Origin of the sequence: Gordonia hirsuta DSM 44140 = NBRC 16056 (assembly GCF_000333015.1) — a bacterium.
Classification (GTDB): Bacteria; Actinomycetota; Actinomycetes; order Mycobacteriales; family Mycobacteriaceae; genus Gordonia; species Gordonia hirsuta.
The window spans coordinates 117,789-136,259 of record NZ_BANT01000008.1; the positions used below are offsets into that span (position 1 = coordinate 117,789).

Sequence of the window (18,471 nt, forward strand, 5' to 3'; positions counted from 1 at the left end):
AGATACGGTCGTCATGACTTGATCGTCGGGGCTCACTCACCGACCCCGGCGCACACCAGCGTCACGCAGGTCGCGGTACTGCCGCCGAAGTTGACGGTGCCAAAGGTCTGGGCGCCGTCGATCTGCATCTCGCCGGCTCGCCCGGAGACTTGAGCAGCCGCATCGAGCAGCATGCGGATACCGCTGGCACCTACCGGGTGACCGCCGCCGAGCAATCCGCCGCTGGGATTGATCGGAAGGCGTCCGTCACGTTCGATCACCCCGTCCTCGATCGCCTGCCATGAGCGGCCGGGCTCGGTAAGCCCGAGATGGTCGATGGTCAAGTACTCGCTCATCGTGAAGCAGTCGTGAATCTCCATACCGTCCAGATCGTCGAGACCGACCTGGGCTCGGTCCATCGCTGAAGTGATCGCAGCCCGCAGATGCGGCAGCATGTATGGCGAGCCCTCGCGCCGGCCCAGCTTGCTCTCCAGCGACAGCCCAGCCGTGGTGTGGCCCCAGCCGGAGACCTCCGCCCACGGGCGTCGCCCCGGGTTCGCTCGCAAGTAGCGGTCACTGACCAGCACCACTCCGGCGCCGCCATCGGTGATCTGACTGCAGTCCAGGCGGCGCAGCCGGCCTTCCACTGCCGGGTTGGCCGCATCGTCGGCACCGAAGACGAGTCCGGTCCAGTCGCGGGTCTGTGCGTTCGGGTTGCTACGCGCATTTCCGAAGTTAATCTCCGCGATTCGATGCAGATGGGAATCATCGAGGCCGTACCGGTCGTCGTAGACCTCTGCCATCTCGGCGAACATGTATGGCCACATGAATTTGGCTTGGCCGCCCTCGTGGCCCACCCATGCCGCCGCGCCCATGTAGGCCGCTGCTTTGTCACCGGGCACGGTCTTCTCCAGTTCCACACCCAACACCAACGCGACGTCGTAATCGCCGGCCCGCAAGTCCGCCATCGCGGCCAGCAGCGCCGTGCCGCCGGAGGCGCAGGCCGCCTCGTGACGGGTGGCCGGCACACCCCACAGTTCCGAGCACACCGTCGCCGGCATCGCCCCGAGATGTCCCTGTCCGGTGAAGAGTTCCCCGAAGGCATTGCCCACGTGGATCACGCCGATATCAGTCGGATCGATCGCGGCCGCAGCACACGTGCCCTCGATCACTTCACGAGTCAAATCAGCGAAGTCGTGACCTTCGCGCACCCAATTACGCGCGAAATCCGTCTGATAGCCGCCTTGTATCCAGATGGAGGTCATGTCGTGGAAAGCCTTCTCTCGAGAATCACTTCGTTGCTTCGATCAAATGATGTGTGTCACTATAGCTATCAGAGCGACTCTGTCAACTGAAGCTAGCGATTGTCTGTGGCTTCACCCCACCTCTGGAGGATCGTCAACCCATGCCACCCACCGGACCGCAGGAAGCCTGGATCTTCGACTACGTCCGTACGCCGAGAGGCAAAGCGTCCCCGCGCGGCGGGCTCCACGCACACACCGCGACCGACCTGGTCGTACACCTGATGGAGGCGTTGACCGACCGTGGTCTCGATTCCAGTCAGGTGCAGGACGTGATCCTGGGCTGCGCCTCCCAGCTGAAGGAGCAAGGCGCGAACACAGCTCGTGTCAGCGCCCTGCTCGCCGGATGGGGATCGTCGGTACCGGGCATGATGGTCAACCGCTTCTGCGCCTCGGGTATCGACGCAGTCAGCGCCGCCGCAGCCAAGGTGCGCGCCGGGGACGCCGACCTGGTGGTGGCCGGTGGTGTGGAGACGGTCTCACGCGTGCCGATATTCTCCGACGGCGGCCCGCTGTGGAGCGATCCGGAGATCGTCACCGAAATCGGTTCGATCCATATGGGAGTCGCCGCCGATCTCAACGCCACCCTGGCCGGTGTGACTCGAGAACAGTTAGACGCCTACGGCATGCGATCACACCAGCGCGCCGCCCGCGCCTGGAGCGAGCAGCGCTTCGCTCGATCCGTGGTCCCGATGCCGGCCACCGGGGGCGAGGCCCTGACCACCGATGAGCTGGTCAGACCTCAGACCAACGCAGCCTCGCAAGCAGCCCTGGCACCGGCATTCGCGGAGATGGGTGCGGCCGGACAGGATGCACTGGTGCTCGCCGCCTTCGACCAGCTCGAGGCCGTCGAGCACCTGCACACCGTCGGCACTTCTCCGGCCATGGCCGACGGCGCCGCACTATTGGTGATCGGCACGCTGGAAGCGGGCTCCCGCGCCGGGCTGACCCCACGAGGACGTATCGTGGCCGGTGCCGCCGTGGCCGGCGATCCGGTCCGGATGTTGACCGCCGGGCAAGACGCGGTCCAGACCGTGCTCAGCCGCAACGACGTCTCCGCCGCCGAGGTCTCCTGCTTCGAGTTCGCCGAAGCCTTCGCAGCCCTGTGTCTGCGCTTCGAGCAGGATATGGGTATCGATGTCGCCGCCGGCGATGACCGGCTGAACCCGAACGGCGGCACCATCGCGATGGGGCATGCCTTCGGCGCCACCGGCGCCGTTATGATCGGCGGCTGCCTGGAAGAGCTCGAGCATCGCAACGGACGGTGGGGGGTCGCCGCGGTGAGCGGTGCTGCCGGGCTGGGCAGTGCACTGCTGATCGAGCGCCCCGGCGGCGCGACCCCGGCTGCCGATTAGGCTTGTGCCATGAACCTCTTCGCCGGCAGCACCGTGTCGGACGACGCCCCGACCGAGCTGCCCGCAGGCGGCCCCAACTCGATTTCCAAAGGGCTGGGTGTGCTCGGTGACGAGTGGTCCATGCAGGTGCTTCGTGCCGCACACACCGGGGCCACCAGATTCGGGCAGTTTCAGGAGCGGCTGCCCATCTCCGCGTCCAGCCTCACCGCACGCTTGACCACGCTGTCGCAGGAGGGATTACTCGGCCGACGCATCTATCAAGATCGTCCCGTTCGGGCCGACTACGTACTGACTGCCCGCGGCCGCGCGACGTGGCCGATCCTGCTCAGCGTCTGGGATTGGGAGCGCGCCTGGCGGCCCGGCGCCACCGGCGATCTGCCCGCCATGCAGCACACCGCGTGCGGCAGGCAATTCCGGCCGACTCTAGTCTGTGCCACCTGCGGCGAACACGCCGACCGGCACACCACCCGCGGGATATGGGGCCCGAACGGAGGATGGGACCGTTCCGTTCCAGAGGTCACCACCCGGCGCCGACCCGTCGGACACGCAGACACCGGACAGTTCCCGGAGACCATGGCGGTCTTCGGGAACCGCTGGTCGGCGGCCGTCGTCGGCGCGGCCTTCCAAGGAGTACGCCGGTACTCCGAGTTCGAGTCGGCATTGACAATCCCCCCGAATCTGTTGGCCGAACGACTTCGGGTCCTGCTGGAACATCACTTCCTGCGAACTGAGACCACCGCGGACGGGCGTTCCCACTACGAGTTGACCGCCAAAGGTGCAGCGTTCTTCCCCATCATCGCTCTCACCCTGCATTGGGCGGAGAACTGGTACACCAGCCCCGGCGGTCCGGCCATGCGATGGCAGCACAACGATCATCACTTCCGGCCGCGCCTGGACTGTGGGCACTGCGCCACTCCCTTGACCGCCGCGCAGATCGACGTCGTCAACGGCACACTGTAGAGCCCCGCAACCGCGAGCCCCGCAACCGCGCTACTCCGGTCAGAACTTCTGGCCGCCGCGCTGGGCCATCTCGTTGAGCCGGGAGATCCGTTCGGCGGTGGGCGGATGGGTGGAGAACAGTTTGCTCATCGCCTCGCCCGGGCGGAACGGGCTCTCGATCATCATGTGCGACTGGCTGGCCAGTTCCGGGGTCGGTGGCAGCGGGGCCGCGGCGATACCGCCGGAGATCTTGTTCAGCGCCGAGGCCAGCCCCAGCGGGTCCCCACTGAGTTCGGCGCCGGACTTGTCGGCCTGCAGTTCCCGGGACCGCGACACCGACATCTGGATGACCGCCGCCGACAACGGACCGAGCACTGCGATCAGGATCATCGCCAGCGGATTGACCCCGCCCTGCCGGTTGCCGCCGCCGAACATGCCCGCCATCATCGCGAAGTTCGCCAGACCGCTGATCACCGCGGCCATCGCACCGGCCACCGAGCTGATCAGGATGTCCCGGTTGTAGACGTGGCTGAGTTCGTGCCCGATCACCGCCCGCAGTTCCCGCTGGTCCAGCAGTTGCATGATCCCGGTGGTACAGCAGACGGCGGCGTTCTTGGGATTGCGTCCGGTGGCGAAGGCGTTCGGCGATTCGGTGGGGCTGATGTACAGGTCAGGCATCGGCTGCCCGGCACGGGTGGCCAGTTCGCGGACCATCGCATACAGCTCGGGGGCCTGCACTTCGGTGACCGGCTGGGCGTGCATCGCCTTCAGCGAGAGCTTCTTGCTGTTGTAGTAGGCGTAGGCATTGGTGCCCACCGCCAGCGCCACGGACAGGTACAGGAAGAAGTAACTGTTCATCGATGCGCTGATCACCGAGCCGATGCCGACGATGATCGCCGACATCAAGCCCATCAGCATGGCGGTCTTGAGCCCGTTGGCCATGGAAACGTCTCCTCCGCAATCGCCTGGCCCCATGGTGGCACGCGGATGCGTGTCCGGCGGCCGGCTCACCTATAGAACGCCCCAGAGCGTTGTTCCGTTCCCGGCCGGGGTGTGTCAGCCGACCCGTTCGACGGTGTAGTCCACCAGTGCACTGAACGCCTCGCGTGCCGGACCGTCGGGCAGCGTCGCCAGTTCGGCGTGGGCGTCCTGCGCCATCTGCGCCAGCCGGCGGCGGGCCTGGGCCATTCCGGCCGAGTCCACCAGCAGGTTCAGCGCCTCGTCGACCTCGGCGTCCTCGGTCAGCGGGCGCGGCTCGCCGGTGCCCTCGTCCAGCAGCAGCTCACGCAGCCGGGCCGAGTCGGCGTCGTCGCCGGCCAGGGCATAGAGCACCGGCAGGGTGTGCACCCCTTCACGCAGATCGGTGCCGGGGGTCTTGCCGCTCTCCCCGGTCACCGAGGCGATGTCGATGATGTCGTCGGAGACCTGGAAGGCCACTCCGACGATGTCGCCGAATTTGGTCAGCGTCGCGGTCCGCTCGGGATCGGCACCGGAGGTCATGGCGCCGAAGCGGCCGGCGGCGGCGATCAGCGAGCCGGTCTTCTCCCACACCACGCGCAGATAGTGCTCCACATCGTCGGTCCCGCGCGCGCCGACGGTCTCGCGCATCTGCCCGGTGACCAGTTCGGCGAAGGTTTCGGCGATGATCCGCACCGACTCCGGCCCCAGGGTCGATACCAGCCGGGAGGCGCGGGCGAACAGGAAGTCTCCGGCCAGGATCGCCACCGAGTTGCTCCACCGGGCGTTCGCGCTCTCCACACCCCGGCGCATATCGGCCTCGTCCATCACATCGTCGTGATACAGGGTGGCCAGGTGGATCATCTCCACGACCGTGGCTGCGGTGATCACCTTCTCCCCCGCCGGATCCGGGCCGAAGTGCGAGGCCAGCACCGCGAACATCGGGCGGAACCGTTTCCCGCCGGCCTTGGCCAGGTGGGTGGCCGCCTCGGTGAGGATGTCGTCCCCGGAGGAGAGCTCGGTCAGCAGCAGATCCTCTACCCGGGCCAGGGCATCGGCCACCCCGACGGCGAACTCGCCGTCGGGCAGATCGAGTCCGGCGAATGTCGACTTCACCTAAGGTGTCCCGTCTTCTCTCACTCCAGGATGTCCGCGGTGCGGACCGGTCATCCGCCGTGCGTAACGCTGTTGACGACGCTCCGGCGACACCAGTGAGCCTAGCGGCATCGGCTCCTGGACATAATCGATGGGTGACCAGTGCAACTTCGCGCCGTGCCGCGATCCCCGACTCCGCCGACATCCTGGTGGTCGGTGCGGGCCCGGCAGGCTCCGCAGCAGCCGCCCACGCCGCAGCCGGCGGGGCGGCCACCGTACTGCTCGATGCGGCCGAATTCCCCCGCGACAAGACCTGCGGTGACGGCCTGACCCCGCGGGCGGTCAGCGCCCTGCGCACACTGGGCATGACCGAATACCTGGACACCCGGCCCCGGATCCGCGGCCTGGCGCTGCACGGCTGGGGCGCCGTCCAGCAGGTGCCGTGGCCGGCTTCGCAGTTCGGCCCCTTCGGCAGCGCCGTCGCCCGGACCGAGTTCGACGACGATCTGCGCCGGTTCGCCCTCGGCCGCGGCGCCCACATGGTCTCCGGGACCAAGGCGATCGACGCCGAACGCGACAGCTCCGGCACGATCACGGCGGTGACCGTTCAGCGCGGTGCCCAGCGCACCCGGATCAGGGTGGGCCAGGTGATCGTCGCCGACGGCGTCAAATCGTCTCTGGGCAAGCAGCTGGGCCGGCAATGGCATCGCGATACCGCCTACGGGGTGGCCGGCCGCTCCTATGCCGACTCACAGCTCTCAGATGCGGAATGGATGGGCTCACACCTGGAGCTCCGCGATGCGCAGGGCGAACTCCTGCCCGGGTACGGCTGGGTGTTCCCGCTGGGCGACGGCACCGTGAACGTCGGGGTGGGCGCCCTGGCCACCGCCCAACGTCCGGCGTCGATGGCGCTGCGGCCGGTGCTCGAGCACTACGCGCAGATGGTCACCGATCAGTGGCAGCTGACCTCCGGGCCGACACGCATCACCTCGGCGCTGTTGCCGATGGGCGGCGCGGTCTCCGGAGTGTCCGGGCGCAACTGGATGCTGATCGGCGATGCCGCCGCCTGCGTCAACCCGCTCAACGGGGAGGGCATCGACTACGCCCTGGAGACCGGCCGGATGGCGGTGGATCTGCTCGCCGATAGCCGCGACCACACGCTCACCTGGCCGGCGCTGCTGCAGCGCGAATACGGCGGCGCCTTCGCGGCGGCGCGGCGGGCCGCCGGGCTGCTGACCATGCCCCAGACCGTGCCGCTGCTGGGCCGGCCGGGGATCCGGTCGGCGGCGCTGATGGACGTGGTGGTGCGGGTGATGGGCAATCTGCTCACCGGCGAGGACACCGACCTGATCGCCCGGGCCTGGCGGTCGGCGGGGTCGGTGGTCAGCCGGTTCGAGACGCGTCCGCCGTTCAGCTGAGCGTTCCCCGCGGCCGGCGCCGTCGTACCGGTGGTCAGGCGGTGGCGATGCCGGTATGGATCGCGGCGATGCCCCCGGTCAGGTTCTGCCAGGCGACGTCGTCAAATCCGGCGGCCCGGATCTGCTCGGCCAGACCGGCCTGGTCGGGCCAGGCGCGGATCGATTCGGCCAGGTAGACGTAGGCGACCGGATTGGAGGCCACCTTGGTGGCGACCGCGGGCAGCGCCTTCATCAGGTACTCCATGTAGACGGTCCGGAACGGTTTGACCGTCGGAGTGGAGAACTCGCAGATCGCCAGGCGTCCGCCCGGTTTGAGGACGCGGCGCAGCTCGCTCAGCGCCAGCGGGACGTCGTTGACGTTGCGCAGACCGAAGCTGATGGTGGCCGCATCGAAGCTGTCGTCGGCGAAGGGCAGATGCAGGGCGTCGGCGGCGACCATCGGGATCTTGCGCGCCGCACCGGCCCGCAGCATGCCACGGGAGAAGTCGGCGGCGATCACGGTGGCACCGGAGGTGGCCAGTTCCTGCGAGGAGACCGCGGTCCCGGCGGCCAGATCGAGCACCACGTCCATCGGACGCAGCGCCAGCGCCTTGCGGGTGGCTTTGCGCCACCGGCGGTCCTGGGCGAAGGACAGGACCGTGTTGGTCAGGTCGTAGCGTTTGGCGACGCCGTCGAACATCTCGGCGACCTCGGACGGGTCCTTCTCCAGGCTGGCGCGGCTCGACGTCATGGGGCCGAGTCTAATTCCATCGCCGATCGGCGTTGCAGGCGGCGGTTGACCTCGGCGACGAACAGCATGAGCACGATCACCACGACCCAGCCCAGGAGTACGACCGACAGTCCGGGCACGATCGCCAGGCGCGCGTCGCGGTCGGCCGGGCGGGCCAGATTGTCCGGATCGGTGGCGTCGTAGTCGACCAGGATTCGCTGACCGGCTCGCAGCTGGGTCGGATACAGCAGCCCGAACTTCGGATTGCGCAGCACCCCGTCGGGGGTCACGAAGTTCACCGCGGCGTGCAGCCGGTCGGCCGAGATCACCTCGGCCACGGCGCTGGCCCGGTTCTCGTTGATCTTGGCGTCGTTGCGGTAGGCGCCCACGACGATGACCACGCCGATCAGCGTCGCGACCACGCCGAGTGCCAGCAGGCCCAACTGCACACGCCGCACCCGTCGGGCGATCACCAGGTTCATGGGAGCTACGATAACCGGCCGCCGCGTCACCGGGTACGAGCCGCGATGCGCTCGTGCAGCGCCCGCAGCGGTTCGCGGTGCGTCACCACCTCGATCACCTCGATCCCCCCGTCGGGAATCGGCGCCCCCAGCGCCGCGGGCAGTCCGGCCAGGTCCACCCGGCGCAGAGGCAGCCGGAATCCGGCGCACAGCGCGGCCAGATCGGTGCGGTGCGGGGTCCCGAAGATGCGCTCGTAGGCGCCGTCGTAGCCGGCTTCGGCGAAACGCGGATCACCCTGTTCCAGCAGTCCGAAGATCCCGCCGCCGTCGTCGTTGGCCACCACGATGCGCAGCGACCGCGGCCGCGGCTCGCCCGGCCCGATCAGCAGCCCGGTGACGTCGTGGATAAAGGTCAGATCCCCCAGCAGCGCCACGGTCCGGCCCGTGGCGCCGGGATCGCGGTCGGCGGCCAGCGCGGCCCCGATCGCGGTCGAATCGATACCGTCGATGCCGGCGACCCCGCGGTTGGAGCGCACCCGGACCCCGTCGGCCAGCTGCCCGGCCAGGGCCAGATCCCGGATCGGGTTCGACGGCCCCACCACCAGCTGGTCGCCGGGCCGCACCGCAGCGGCCACCGCCCGGGCCACATGCAGCCCGGTGGCCTGCCCGCAGGCCGCCAGTTCGGTGTCGACGGCGGCGCGAACCCGCTGATCGGCCTCGGCGCACCGGTCCAGCCAGTCGCGTGGCGGGCGTCCCACCGGCAGCGCGCGCGTTCCGGTGGCGCAGACATTGCCCGACACATCCGGCCAGCGCGGGCCGGTGGTCAGCGCATACACCTGCACCTGCGGATCGGCCAGCAGCCGGGACACCGACCGATGCAGTGTCGGGCGGCCGCAGATGATCGCCTGGCGGGGCGCCAGCCCGTTCAGTGCCAGCGGATGCAGCGGTGTCACCGGTGCCGGAGCGGTCGGCTCGGCCACGGTCGGGATACCGGCGAGCTCGGGATGGGCGCCGGCGCCGTGCCCGGAGACCACCACCGTGGGAATCGACAGGTCGATCTCGATCGGCACATCGAGGCGCCCGACCGGTGCCTGCGTCCACGGCGCACCGTCGGGGCGGCCGGCGAACCGGCCACCGGCCACCTGGTCCAGGCCGGCGGCCGGATCGTCCCCGTCGTCGGGCACCAGGGGTTCGCGCAGCGGGATGTCGAACTGGACCGGTCCGGCGTTGCCGGTGCGGGCACCGCGGGCGGCGGCCAGTACGCGGCCCACCGCCGACCGCCACTGCGAGTTGGTGTCCAGGTCCTCCTCTGCCAGACCCAGGCTGATCGCCTCGCGCACCTGGGTGCCGAAGATGCCGAACTGTTCGACGGTCTGGTTCGCCCCGGACCCGAGCAGCTCGTAGGGACGGTTGGCGCTGATCACCACCAGCGGCACCCGCGCGTAGTTGGCCTCGAAGACCGCCGGGCTCATATTGGCCACCGCGGTCCCCGAGGTCATCACGATCGGCACCGGGGCGCCCGAGGCCACGGCCAGTCCCAGCGCCAGGTAGCCGGCCGAGCGTTCGTCGATCCGCACGTGCAGCCGCAGCCGGCCGGCCCGGTCGGCCGCGTGCAGGGCGAACGCCAGCGGCGCATTGCGCGAGCCGGGACACAGCACCGCCTCGCGCACCCCGCCGCGGATCAGTTCGTCGACGATCACACGGGCCTGCAGGGTCGACGGATTCATGGTGGTGAGCCTAATGTGCCGGCGCCCGGCGCCACCGTCCGGCCAGCCGCGGGCGGCGAGCCACCCGACAGGGACCGGCCGGTCGCTTACCGTGGGGCATGGGTTTCTACGACGACAAGATTCTGCCGCGGCTGGTCGAGAAGGCCTGCGGCATGCCCGGGATGGACACGTTGCGCCGCCGGACCGCCGAGCCGCTGGCCGGTTCGGTGATCGAGGTCGGGTTCGGTTCCGGATTGAATGTGGGCTGCTATCCCCCGGCCGTCACCCAGGTGACGGCGATCGAACCGGCCGATCTGGGCTGGCAGCGGGCGCAGCAGCGCATCGCCGCCAGCCCGATCCCGATCGTGCGCGGCGGGCTGGACGGGCAGCGGCTCGGTTTCGACGACGACACCTTTGACTCCGCCCTGTCCACCTTCACCCTGTGCACCATCCCGGATCTGTCTGCCGCGCTGGCCGAGCTGAGCCGGGTGGTCCGGCCCGGCGGGATCCTGGCGTTCCTCGAGCACGGTCTGTCGCCCGATCGCCGGGTGCGCCGGGCACAACAGTGGATCAACCCGGTCGAGCGGGCCGTCGCCGGCGGCTGCCAACTGGTCCGCGACATCCCGGCCGATCTGTCCGCCGCCGGCTGGCAGGTGACCGAGCTCGACCAGTTCTATACGCGCGCGGCCCCCAAACCGTGGGGCTGGTTCTCCCTGGGCTACGCGGTCAATCGCTGACCGCGGCTACGCCGGCGCCACCCGCCCGGGCTCACCCGAAGAACCGGTCGACGGTGTCGCAGGTGTCGCGTTTCGACTCCCCGAGTACCCCCCATGTGGCCGCCGTCGGTGCAGACACGGACCGGGCACCGCCACCGGCCAGCTGGGCGGCCGGTACCGGGAGGCCGTCAGAGCCGACTCGTCCTTCCTGCAGCAGCTCAAGTTTCCTGCTGCGGCTCAAGCTTTGCCGACCGGTGACCGGCACACCGCGGGATAGACTCGCGCCATGAGCCGCGAATTCGATGTCATCGTCTACGGCGCCACCGGTTTCGTCGGTGAGCTGACCGCCCGCTATCTGGCCGAACAGGCACCGGAGGGCACCCGGATCGCGCTGGCCGGCCGCAACGAGACCAAACTCGCGGCGGTCCGGCGTCGGCTCGGCGAACGCGCCGCCGCCTGGCCGCTGATCGTCGCCGACTCCGACTCACCGGCCTCGCTGGATGCGATGTGCGCCCGGACTCGTGTGGTGTGCACCACCGTCGGACCGTACATGCGGTACGGGGAGAACATGGTGGTCGCGGCCGCGTCGGCCGGCACCGATTACGTCGATCTGACCGGTGAGGTGCCATTCGTGCGGTTCACCATCGACAAGGTCGACGAGCTGGCCAAGAGCACCGGTGCGCGGATCGTGAACTCGTGCGGTTTCGATTCGGTGCCCTCGGATCTGGGCGCCTATCTGCTGTACAAGAAGGCCGCCGAGGCCGGTGCCGGCACCCTCGGTGAGACCACGCTGATCCTGCATTCGTTCCGCGGTGCCCTCTCCGGCGGCACCATCGACTCGATGCGGGCGCTGGCCGAAGAGGCCAAGGATCCGCAGACCCGGCGCCTGCTGCTCAATCCCCGGGCACTCTCCGGCGGCCCCGGTGAGCCGGAGCAGGCCGGTCCGAGCGACGAACCCAGCGATATCGTCCCGGTGTCCGCCAAGAAGGTGGATCCGTCACTGCGCGGCACCCTGGCCCCGTTCTTCATGTCCTCGTACAACACCCGCGTGGTGCGTCGTAGCGACAGCCTGCTCGACAACGCCTACGGTCCCGGCTTCCGCTATCAGGAGACGATGGCCGTCAGCGACATCCCGCTGCTGTCCTCGCTGCTCGCCGGAATCGTCACGATCGGCACCGGCGCGGGCCTGGCCCTGATGGCGTTCGGGCCCACCCGCAAGGTACTCGACAAGGTGCTGCCCAAACCGGGCCAGGGGCCCAGCGAGAAGACCCGGGAGACCGGCCACTTCACCACCCGCACCTACACGCGGACCTCCGACGGGCGGCGGTTCCGTTCGCAGATGCGCGCCGACGGCGACCCCGGCTACAAGGCGACCGCGGTGATGCTGGGCGAGTCGGCGCTGGGTCTGGCGCTCGATCGCGATCAGCTGCCCGAGCGGTTCGGCGCCCTGACCCCGGCGGCGGCGATGGGCGATGTGCTCATCGAGCGGCTCAAGCGGGCCGGTTTCGTGATCGAGGCCCACGAGCTCACCTGAGGCCCCGACCGCGCCGATGCACGACGATGTGGCGCAGATGCTCAGCGGTCGCTGGTATCTGCCGAACACCCCGGAACTGATCGCGCTGCGCGATGCCTGCGGGCTGCTGATCGACGAGTTCAACGCCCTGCCTGCCGACCGGCACCGCGAGCGGGAACGACTGCTGGCCCGGCTGTTCGGCGCCTGCGGCCGCGGCGTCGAGGTGGTGCCGTCACTGCGCTGCGCCTACGGCTTCAACGTCACCGTCGGCGACCGCGTATTCATCAACTCCGGCGCCTTCCTGATGGACGACGGCCCGATCACCATCGGCGACGATGTGCGCATCGGACCGTCGGCGATCCTGGCCACTCCCCTGCACCCGATCGACGACCACCGTCGGCGGCGAGCCGGCTACGAGCGCACCGCGCCGATCGTGATCGCCGACAACTGCTGGCTCGGATCGGGAGTGACGGTCTCGGCTGGGGTCACCATCGGCCGCAACACCGTCGTCGGCGCCGGCAGCGTCGTAGTCCGGGACCTGCCCGACCACGTGGTCGCCGTCGGTTCACCGGCGGCCCCGATCCGCGAGTTGCCCGCAGAGACCGCGCCCGATTGAGGAAGCACCCGCACCAGCCCCGCCCCGCCCCGCCCCGGCAGCGACCCACCTACGAGCGCAGTGACCACCGGACGGTCACACGCCTCGGAGGTCGGTTCGGGTACGACGATGTCCTCCGAGCGATGTGACCAGGATCGGATCACCGCGCTCGGACATCCCTGTGAGCGAGCGCGGGAGCCGGGCCGCACCGAGGAGGCGCCGCCGCGAACCGGGCCGCTGCGAACCGGGCCAGCAGGAGTGCGGCCGGGTCAGGCCTGGCCGCGCCGCAGCGCGATGAACAGTGCATCCAGGTCCGCGCACAGGCGCTCGCCGTCGTGCAGGGTCCCTTTGACGAAGAGTTTGCGGTCGTCACGCCGCTCGACCCAGGTCCGCAGCATCAGCGGCGTCGACAGCGGAGTCAGCGAGCGGTAGTTCACCGTCAGGTAGGCGGTGCGGCAGATGCCGTGCACGTTCAGGGCCGCCGCCATACCGCCGAGGTCGTCGAACGCGGTGGCCACATGACCTCCGTGGGCCACCCCGTTGCCGCCCAAGTGAAAGGGACGGAATTCGACGGTCGCGGTGACACCGTGCTCGCCGCCGTCGACCACCTCGTACGGCGGGAGGGTGATGTTGCCGCGGGCCGGCAGATCGATCCGCGTTCCCGACGGACTGGTCCACTCGTCGACCAGAACGGTGTCGAGTTTGGCGTTGAACTCCTGCAGGTCGCTGATGATCTCGTCGACCAGCTCCGGCGTGGGGTTGGCGTAGCGGACCTTGTCCATAAAGGTGCGCACCTGCTCGATCAGTTCGCCGTAGCGGGGACCGCCGCGCTCGACGGTCACGTCGATCTCAGCCCGGAACCCGCCCTCGTGCGGGGAGTCCTCGGTCGCCGGAACGTGCCACTTCTGGTCGGTGGGTGCACCCTTCATTCGTCCAACGTACCCCGGCCGACCGAGCACCTGATCGGTCGGTCTGGTTGAGCCGACCCGCCCGCCGTCATCGGACGCCAACGCCTACCCTCGGAGCTATGACTGCGCCGTTCGATCCCACCCAGTGGAAGACCGTCCCCGGCTTCGAGGACCTGACCGATCTGACCTACCATCGCCACACCGGGCCCGGCCGGGCCAACGGAATCGTGCGGGTGGCTTTCGACCGTCCTGAGGTGCGCAATGCGTTCCGCCCGCACACCGTCGACGAGCTGTACCGGGTGATGGACCATGCCCGCCGCTCCCCCGATGTGGGCACCGTCCTGCTCACCGGCAACGGCCCCTCCCCCAAGGACGGCGGCTGGGCCTTCTGCAGCGGCGGCGATCAGCGCATCCGCGGCCGGTCCGGCTACCAGTACGCCACCTCGCACGACGACGACGTGGCCGCGGCGACCGTCGACGGCGTCGACGAGGCGCGGGTCAAGGCCGAAGGCGGCCGGCTGCACATCCTGGAGGTGCAGCGCCTGATCCGCACGATGCCCAAGGTGGTGATCGCGGTCGTCAACGGCTGGGCCGCCGGTGGTGGGCACTCCCTGCACGTGGTGTGCGATCTGACCCTGGCCTCCCGCGAGCACGCCCGGTTCAAGCAGACCGACGCCGATGTGGGCAGCTTCGACGCCGGTTACGGCAGCGCCTACCTGGCCAAGCAGACCGGCCAGAAGTTCGCCCGCGAGATCTTCTTCCTCGGCGAGGCCTACGACGCCGAGACGATGCACCGGATGGGCGCGGTCAACCGGGTGGTCGATCACGCCGAGCTGGAGAACACCGCCATCGAGTGGGCCCGCAAGATCAACGGCAAGTCCCCCACGGCTCAGCGCATGCTGAAGTTCGCCTTCAACCTCACCGACGACGGCCTGATGGGCCAGCAGGTGTTCGCCGGGGAGGCCACCCGCCTGGCCTACATGACCGACGAGGCCGTCGAGGGCCGCGACGCCTTCCTGGAGAAGCGCGACCCGAACTGGGACGATTACCCGTACTACTACTAGGCCCCCAGCCCAGCGGCGGTTTTCCGGCGCTGCGCCCGCTGTGCGTTCGCCGTAGAACAGATACCGCCGCTACAGGGTCCGGCAGCCGCGCCGCCCACATCATCGGCGCGCGGTGGACAGAAATCGTGCCCGGCGGGCAGAAACGTCACGCACAACCGTCACGGGTGTGCACAACCGTCACCGATCAATGGGTTCGGCGACGGTTGGGCACGCTGGTGACGGCTGTGCGTGACGGCTGTGTCGGGAGCAAGGTCGAGCGCTGCTACTGGCCGATCAGTTCCTTCAGGATCGCCATATCGGCGACGCGCTCGGCGTGGGTGAGCGCCGCGGGGGCGGCCAGCAGCACGCCGACGCCGGAAGCCCGAAAGGCCTCGACCCGCTCGGCCACGACGCTGCGCGGGCCGATCAGGCTCATCGCGCGGACCAGGTCGTCGGGCACCGCAGCGGCGGCCTCGTCCTTGCGGCCGTCCAGGTACAGGTCCTGGACCAGCTTGGCCTCGTCGACGTAGCCGTACCGCTGCACCAGCGAGTTGTAGAAGTTCTTGCCGCGCGCACCCATGCCGCCGATGTACAGGGCCGCATGGTGCCGGACGATCGACAGGCAGCGCTCCTCCTCGGCCGCGTCGTCGGTGATACGGGCAGCGGTCTGCACCACGATCTGCAGCGGCCCGAGTTCCGGATCGCGCTTGGCCGCCCCGGCCGCCAGCGCCGGACCGAAGGCCGCCTCTACGTATTCGGGGTGGTACAGGAACGGCTGAAATTCCTCGAACTTCTCGGCCGCCAGCTCGACGTTCTTCGGGCCGATCGCGGCCAGCAGCATCGGGATCCGGTCGCGGACCGGATGATTGATCAGCTTGAGCGCTTTGCCCAGCCCGCTGCCGCCGTGTTCGGGGGTCAGCGGCAGATGGTAGTGCTTGCCCTCGTACTCCAGCCGTTCGCGGCGCCACACCATCCGGCAGATGTCGGCGGTCTCGCTGGCCCGGCCCAGCGGATAGTCGTACTTGACGCCGTGGAAGCCCTCGATCACCTGCGGACCGGAGGCGCCGATGCCCATGATGACCCGGCCGCCGCTGATGTAGTCCAGCCCGGCCGCGGTCATCGCCAGGTTGGTGGGGGTACGCGAGTACATCGGCAGGATCCCGGTCTGCAGTTCCATCGTCTCGGTCCGGGCCGCGATGTACCCCAGCTGGGAGACCGCGTCGAAGCTGTACGCCTCGGGCACCGTCACGCGCTGAACGCCCACACCTTCGAAGTCCTGAAGATTCTCGATGGTCTCGCGGAAGTCGCCCGCATAGTTGATCGGCATGCCAAGTTTCATGAGTGGCATTGTGCCACTGCCCACCCCGGCACTCGGCAGCCCCGGCGCCGATCGGTTGCGCAGTGTTCACCTGGCGGACACCTGGCCGATCCGCAGCGGTCACCGCGCCGGGGAACCATTCGGGACGTCCAGATGAACTTTGTGTGAACGAGCCGAGGAAAGCCGCTAAAGCCCAGGTCAGGACGTTGGTCCCGACTTCGGACCGAATTGGCTTACCGGTCACTCGACCGGCCATAGTTACATTCCATGAGCGCAGAGATGCTGATCCTTGTGCTGTTGATCGTCACAGCACTCGGTTTCGACTTCACCAACGGCTTTCACGACACCGGCAACGCGATGGCCACGTCGATCGCCACCGGTGCCCTCAAGCCTAAGACGGCTGTGGCCATCTCTGCTCTGCTCAACCTGGTCGGCGCCTTCCTGTCGGTTCAGGTCGCCGCCACCATCACCAAGGACGTGCTGAACATCCAGCAGACGTCCGGCCCCGATAAGGGTGCGTTCGTTTCCGGCCTCGACGTCAACTCGGCGCTGCTGATCATCTTTGCGGGCCTGATCGGTGCGATCCTGTGGAATCTGTTCACCTGGCTGTTCGGTCTGCCGTCGAGTTCTTCGCACGCATTGTTCGGCGGACTGGTCGGCGCCGGCCTGGCCGCCATCGGCGCCAGCGGCGTCAACTGGAGCGGATTGTTCGCCAAGATCATCCTGCCGGCCCTGTTCGCGCCGCTCATCGCGGCCGTGGTGGCCATGGTGGGCACCGTGCTGATCTATGCGATCACCAAGACCATGGCGCAGCGCCACCAGGACGGCGGTTTCAAGGCCGGTCAGATCACCACCGCCTCACTGGTCTCCCTGGCACACGGCACCGGTGACGCGCAGAAGACGATGGGTGTGATCGCCCTGGCGCTGATCGCCACCGACCACCTGGAGGCCTCGTCGGTGGAACACGGCCTGCCGTTCTGGGTGGTGTTCTCGTGTGCGTTCGCCATCGCGCTGGGCACCTACCTGGGCGGCTGGCGGATCATCCGCGCCCTGGGCAAGGGCCTGATCGACATCAGTCCGCCGCAGGGCATGGCCGCGCAGTCGTCATCGGCCGCGATCATCCTGACCTCCTCGGTGGCCGGTATGGCCCTGTCGACCACGCATGTGGCGACCGGCTCGATCATCGGCTCGGGGCTGGGCCGCAAGGGTTCGGAGGTGCGGTGGGCCGTCGCCGGCCGGATGGCCCTGGCCTGGGTCACGACGCTGCCGGCGGCCGCGCTGGTCGGCGCCGTCTGTTTCTGGATCGCGCACGCCATCGGCGATGCGCCGGGCGCGATCACCATCTTCGCGATCCTGGTGGCGCTGTCGGTGTACATGTTCCTCCGCTCGCAGCGAGAGAAGATCGACGCCAACAACGTCAACAGCGACTGGGACGGCCAGATCCCGGTCGATCTGAGTGATGTCACCGAGGTCGCTGTCGGCGAGGCCGACGGAGACTCCCCGTCCAGTTCCCCGGCCCCGCAGGCCTGACCCCCCACGAGCAAAGGAGCCACTCGTCATGGACTTCGTGAACGCCATCCTCCGTGTTCTGGCGGTCGGACTGATCCTCGGAGCGGGCCTGCCCGCGCTGTTCGGGGTCGGCATGCGGCTGGTCGGCGCCGGGTCTGCGGGCCCGCGACCCGACGGCACCGTCGCACCCGGCAATCCGGCCCTGCGCTACCTGGGCTACTTCCTGTACGCCTTCGTCGCCGCGGTGATCATCGTCAGCATCCTGTGGATCGCCCGCCAGACCGTTCTGTACTACTTCGATATCAAGATCTTCCCCGCATTCGCTTACAAGTAGCGCGCTGAGGGTCCCCGAAAAGGAGGCGTTGTCGCCATGGCCCCCAACTTGTTCGACAACATCGTCAACTGGATCCGTACCGGCTACCCCGAGGGCATTCCGCCCCAGGACTTCCCGCCGCTGCTGGCCCTGCTCACCCCGATGCTCGACGAATCCGAGATCACCGACATCGTGCTGACCCTGGCACTACTCCGGGATCCGGACGCCCCGACCACCCGCGACGAGGTCGCCGAGGCCATCGCCCACGTCACCGATCAACAGCCGACCGCCGAGGACATCCATCAGGTGGCATCCCGGCTGGCGGCCGCGGGCTGGCCGCTGGACTCCGGGGTCATCCGCCCGGTCTCATGACCCGGATTCTGCAGCCGCTGCCGCTGCCGCCGACTCCCGCCGCCTTGCAGGCACGTCCGGCCCTGGTGTCGATGCTGGCCGGCACGGGCGCATATCTGCCGGTGCCGGCGTACGACGAGGCCGCCGCGGCCCGGGCCATCGAGACCCTCGGCGGCGGGCGGCCGATCGACGAGCGCTGCGCGGTGGTGGTGTCCACCTCCGGCACCACCGGAACCCCCAAGGGCGCCATGCTGTCGGCGGCGGCGCTGGCGGCCTCGGCGGCCG

19 protein-coding genes are annotated in these 18,471 nt (G+C 69.0%); 11 read left to right on the forward strand and 8 right to left on the reverse strand.

Annotation, left to right across the window (positions count from 1 at the left end; genetic code table 11):
• Nucleotides 1-32: 32 nt before the first annotated feature.
• Nucleotides 33-1,244, reverse strand: coding sequence for an acetyl-CoA acetyltransferase (locus GOHSU_RS03800; protein ID WP_005937032.1), 1,212 nt, complete (start codon nt 1,242-1,244; stop codon nt 33-35).
• A gap of 140 nt (nt 1,245-1,384) precedes the next feature.
• Between GOHSU_RS03800 and GOHSU_RS03805 the strand changes: the two genes are divergently transcribed.
• Both GOHSU_RS03805 and GOHSU_RS03810 read left to right on the forward strand, forming a co-directional pair.
• Complete coding sequence (locus tag GOHSU_RS03805) at nt 1,385-2,635, forward strand: acetyl-CoA C-acyltransferase (protein ID WP_005937036.1); 1,251 nt, start codon at nt 1,385-1,387, stop codon at nt 2,633-2,635.
• Between the two features lie 9 nt (nt 2,636-2,644).
• The gene (locus GOHSU_RS03810; protein WP_005937038.1) at nt 2,645-3,595 is read left to right on the forward strand and encodes a winged helix-turn-helix transcriptional regulator; all 951 of its coding nucleotides are present in this window, start codon (nt 2,645-2,647) and stop codon (nt 3,593-3,595) included.
• Between the two features lie 39 nt (nt 3,596-3,634).
• Here the strand turns inward: GOHSU_RS03810 and htpX are convergent, their stop codons facing one another.
• Together htpX and GOHSU_RS03820 are read right to left on the reverse strand one after the other, a co-directional pair.
• Nucleotides 3,635-4,516 (reverse strand): zinc metalloprotease HtpX, encoded by an 882-nt coding sequence (gene htpX, locus GOHSU_RS03815; RefSeq protein WP_005937040.1) that lies wholly within the window; start codon nt 4,514-4,516, stop codon nt 3,635-3,637.
• Nucleotides 4,517-4,630: 114 nt separating this feature from the next.
• Nucleotides 4,631-5,647: a polyprenyl synthetase family protein gene (locus GOHSU_RS03820; RefSeq protein WP_005937042.1), complete on the reverse strand. Its 1,017-nt coding sequence runs from the start codon at nt 5,645-5,647 to the stop codon at nt 4,631-4,633.
• A 134-nt stretch (nt 5,648-5,781) separates the two neighbouring features.
• Here GOHSU_RS03820 and GOHSU_RS03825 point away from each other — a divergent pair, with 134 nt between their 5' ends.
• Nucleotides 5,782-7,044, forward strand: a complete 1,263-nt coding sequence (locus GOHSU_RS03825; protein ID WP_005937045.1) for a geranylgeranyl reductase family protein — start codon at nt 5,782-5,784, stop codon at nt 7,042-7,044.
• A gap of 34 nt (nt 7,045-7,078) precedes the next feature.
• Here GOHSU_RS03825 and GOHSU_RS03830 read toward each other — a convergent pair whose 3' ends face one another.
• Genes GOHSU_RS03830 through menD form a run of 3 tightly spaced genes read right to left on the reverse strand, consistent with a single transcriptional unit; the run spans nt 7,079 to nt 9,941 of the window.
• On the reverse strand, nt 7,079-7,774 hold the full coding sequence (locus tag GOHSU_RS03830) for a demethylmenaquinone methyltransferase (protein WP_005937048.1): 696 nt from the start codon (nt 7,772-7,774) through the stop codon (nt 7,079-7,081).
• Nucleotides 7,771-8,235, reverse strand: a complete 465-nt coding sequence (locus GOHSU_RS03835) for a DUF3592 domain-containing protein (RefSeq protein WP_005937051.1) — start codon at nt 8,233-8,235, stop codon at nt 7,771-7,773. Before GOHSU_RS03835 ends, GOHSU_RS03830 begins: the two co-directional genes overlap by 4 nt.
• 26 nt (nt 8,236-8,261) lie before the next feature.
• A complete protein-coding gene (menD, locus tag GOHSU_RS03840; protein ID WP_005937054.1) occupies nt 8,262-9,941 on the reverse strand; it encodes a 2-succinyl-5-enolpyruvyl-6-hydroxy-3-cyclohexene-1-carboxylic-acid synthase in 1,680 nt (559 codons plus the stop codon).
• 98 nt (nt 9,942-10,039) lie between these two features.
• Here menD and GOHSU_RS03845 point away from each other — a divergent pair, with 98 nt between their 5' ends.
• The 3 genes from GOHSU_RS03845 (at nt 10,040) to GOHSU_RS03855 (ending at nt 12,765) form a co-directional block, all read left to right on the forward strand.
• On the forward strand, nt 10,040-10,657 hold the full coding sequence (locus tag GOHSU_RS03845) for a class I SAM-dependent methyltransferase (protein ID WP_005937057.1): 618 nt from the start codon (nt 10,040-10,042) through the stop codon (nt 10,655-10,657).
• 265 nt (nt 10,658-10,922) lie between these two features.
• Entirely contained in the window at nt 10,923-12,170 is a 1,248-nt protein-coding gene (locus tag GOHSU_RS03850) for a saccharopine dehydrogenase family protein (protein WP_005937059.1), read from the forward strand.
• A gap of 16 nt (nt 12,171-12,186) precedes the next feature.
• Nucleotides 12,187-12,765 (forward strand): sugar O-acetyltransferase, encoded by a 579-nt coding sequence (locus GOHSU_RS03855; protein WP_005937062.1) that lies wholly within the window; start codon nt 12,187-12,189, stop codon nt 12,763-12,765.
• 248 nt (nt 12,766-13,013) lie between these two features.
• Here GOHSU_RS03855 and GOHSU_RS03860 read toward each other — a convergent pair whose 3' ends face one another.
• A complete protein-coding gene (locus GOHSU_RS03860; protein WP_005937065.1) occupies nt 13,014-13,673 on the reverse strand; it encodes a PaaI family thioesterase in 660 nt (219 codons plus the stop codon).
• Between the two features lie 98 nt (nt 13,674-13,771).
• On the opposite strand from GOHSU_RS03860, the gene GOHSU_RS03865 reads away from it, so the two are divergent.
• Complete coding sequence (locus tag GOHSU_RS03865; RefSeq protein WP_005937068.1) at nt 13,772-14,716, forward strand: 1,4-dihydroxy-2-naphthoyl-CoA synthase; 945 nt, start codon at nt 13,772-13,774, stop codon at nt 14,714-14,716.
• 262 nt (nt 14,717-14,978) lie between these two features.
• Here the strand turns inward: GOHSU_RS03865 and GOHSU_RS03870 are convergent, their stop codons facing one another.
• Nucleotides 14,979-16,043, reverse strand: coding sequence for an LLM class F420-dependent oxidoreductase (locus GOHSU_RS03870; RefSeq protein ID WP_024332769.1), 1,065 nt, complete (start codon nt 16,041-16,043; stop codon nt 14,979-14,981).
• Nucleotides 16,044-16,280: 237 nt separating this feature from the next.
• On the opposite strand from GOHSU_RS03870, the gene GOHSU_RS03875 reads away from it, so the two are divergent.
• From GOHSU_RS03875 to GOHSU_RS03890, 4 genes are all read left to right on the forward strand, one after another.
• Nucleotides 16,281-17,543, forward strand: coding sequence for an inorganic phosphate transporter (locus GOHSU_RS03875; protein ID WP_005937073.1), 1,263 nt, complete (start codon nt 16,281-16,283; stop codon nt 17,541-17,543).
• Between the two features lie 28 nt (nt 17,544-17,571).
• Nucleotides 17,572-17,856 carry a hypothetical protein gene (locus GOHSU_RS03880; protein ID WP_005937075.1) on the forward strand — a complete coding sequence of 95 codons (285 nt, stop codon included), beginning with the start codon at nt 17,572-17,574 and terminating at the stop codon, nt 17,854-17,856.
• Nucleotides 17,857-17,892: 36 nt separating this feature from the next.
• The gene (locus tag GOHSU_RS03885; RefSeq protein ID WP_005937077.1) at nt 17,893-18,207 is read left to right on the forward strand and encodes a DUF3349 domain-containing protein; all 315 of its coding nucleotides are present in this window, start codon (nt 17,893-17,895) and stop codon (nt 18,205-18,207) included.
• On the forward strand, nt 18,204-18,471 hold a 268-nt coding region (locus tag GOHSU_RS03890), incomplete at its 3' end, for an AMP-binding protein (protein ID WP_005937080.1). The genes GOHSU_RS03885 and GOHSU_RS03890, both read left to right, overlap by 4 nt.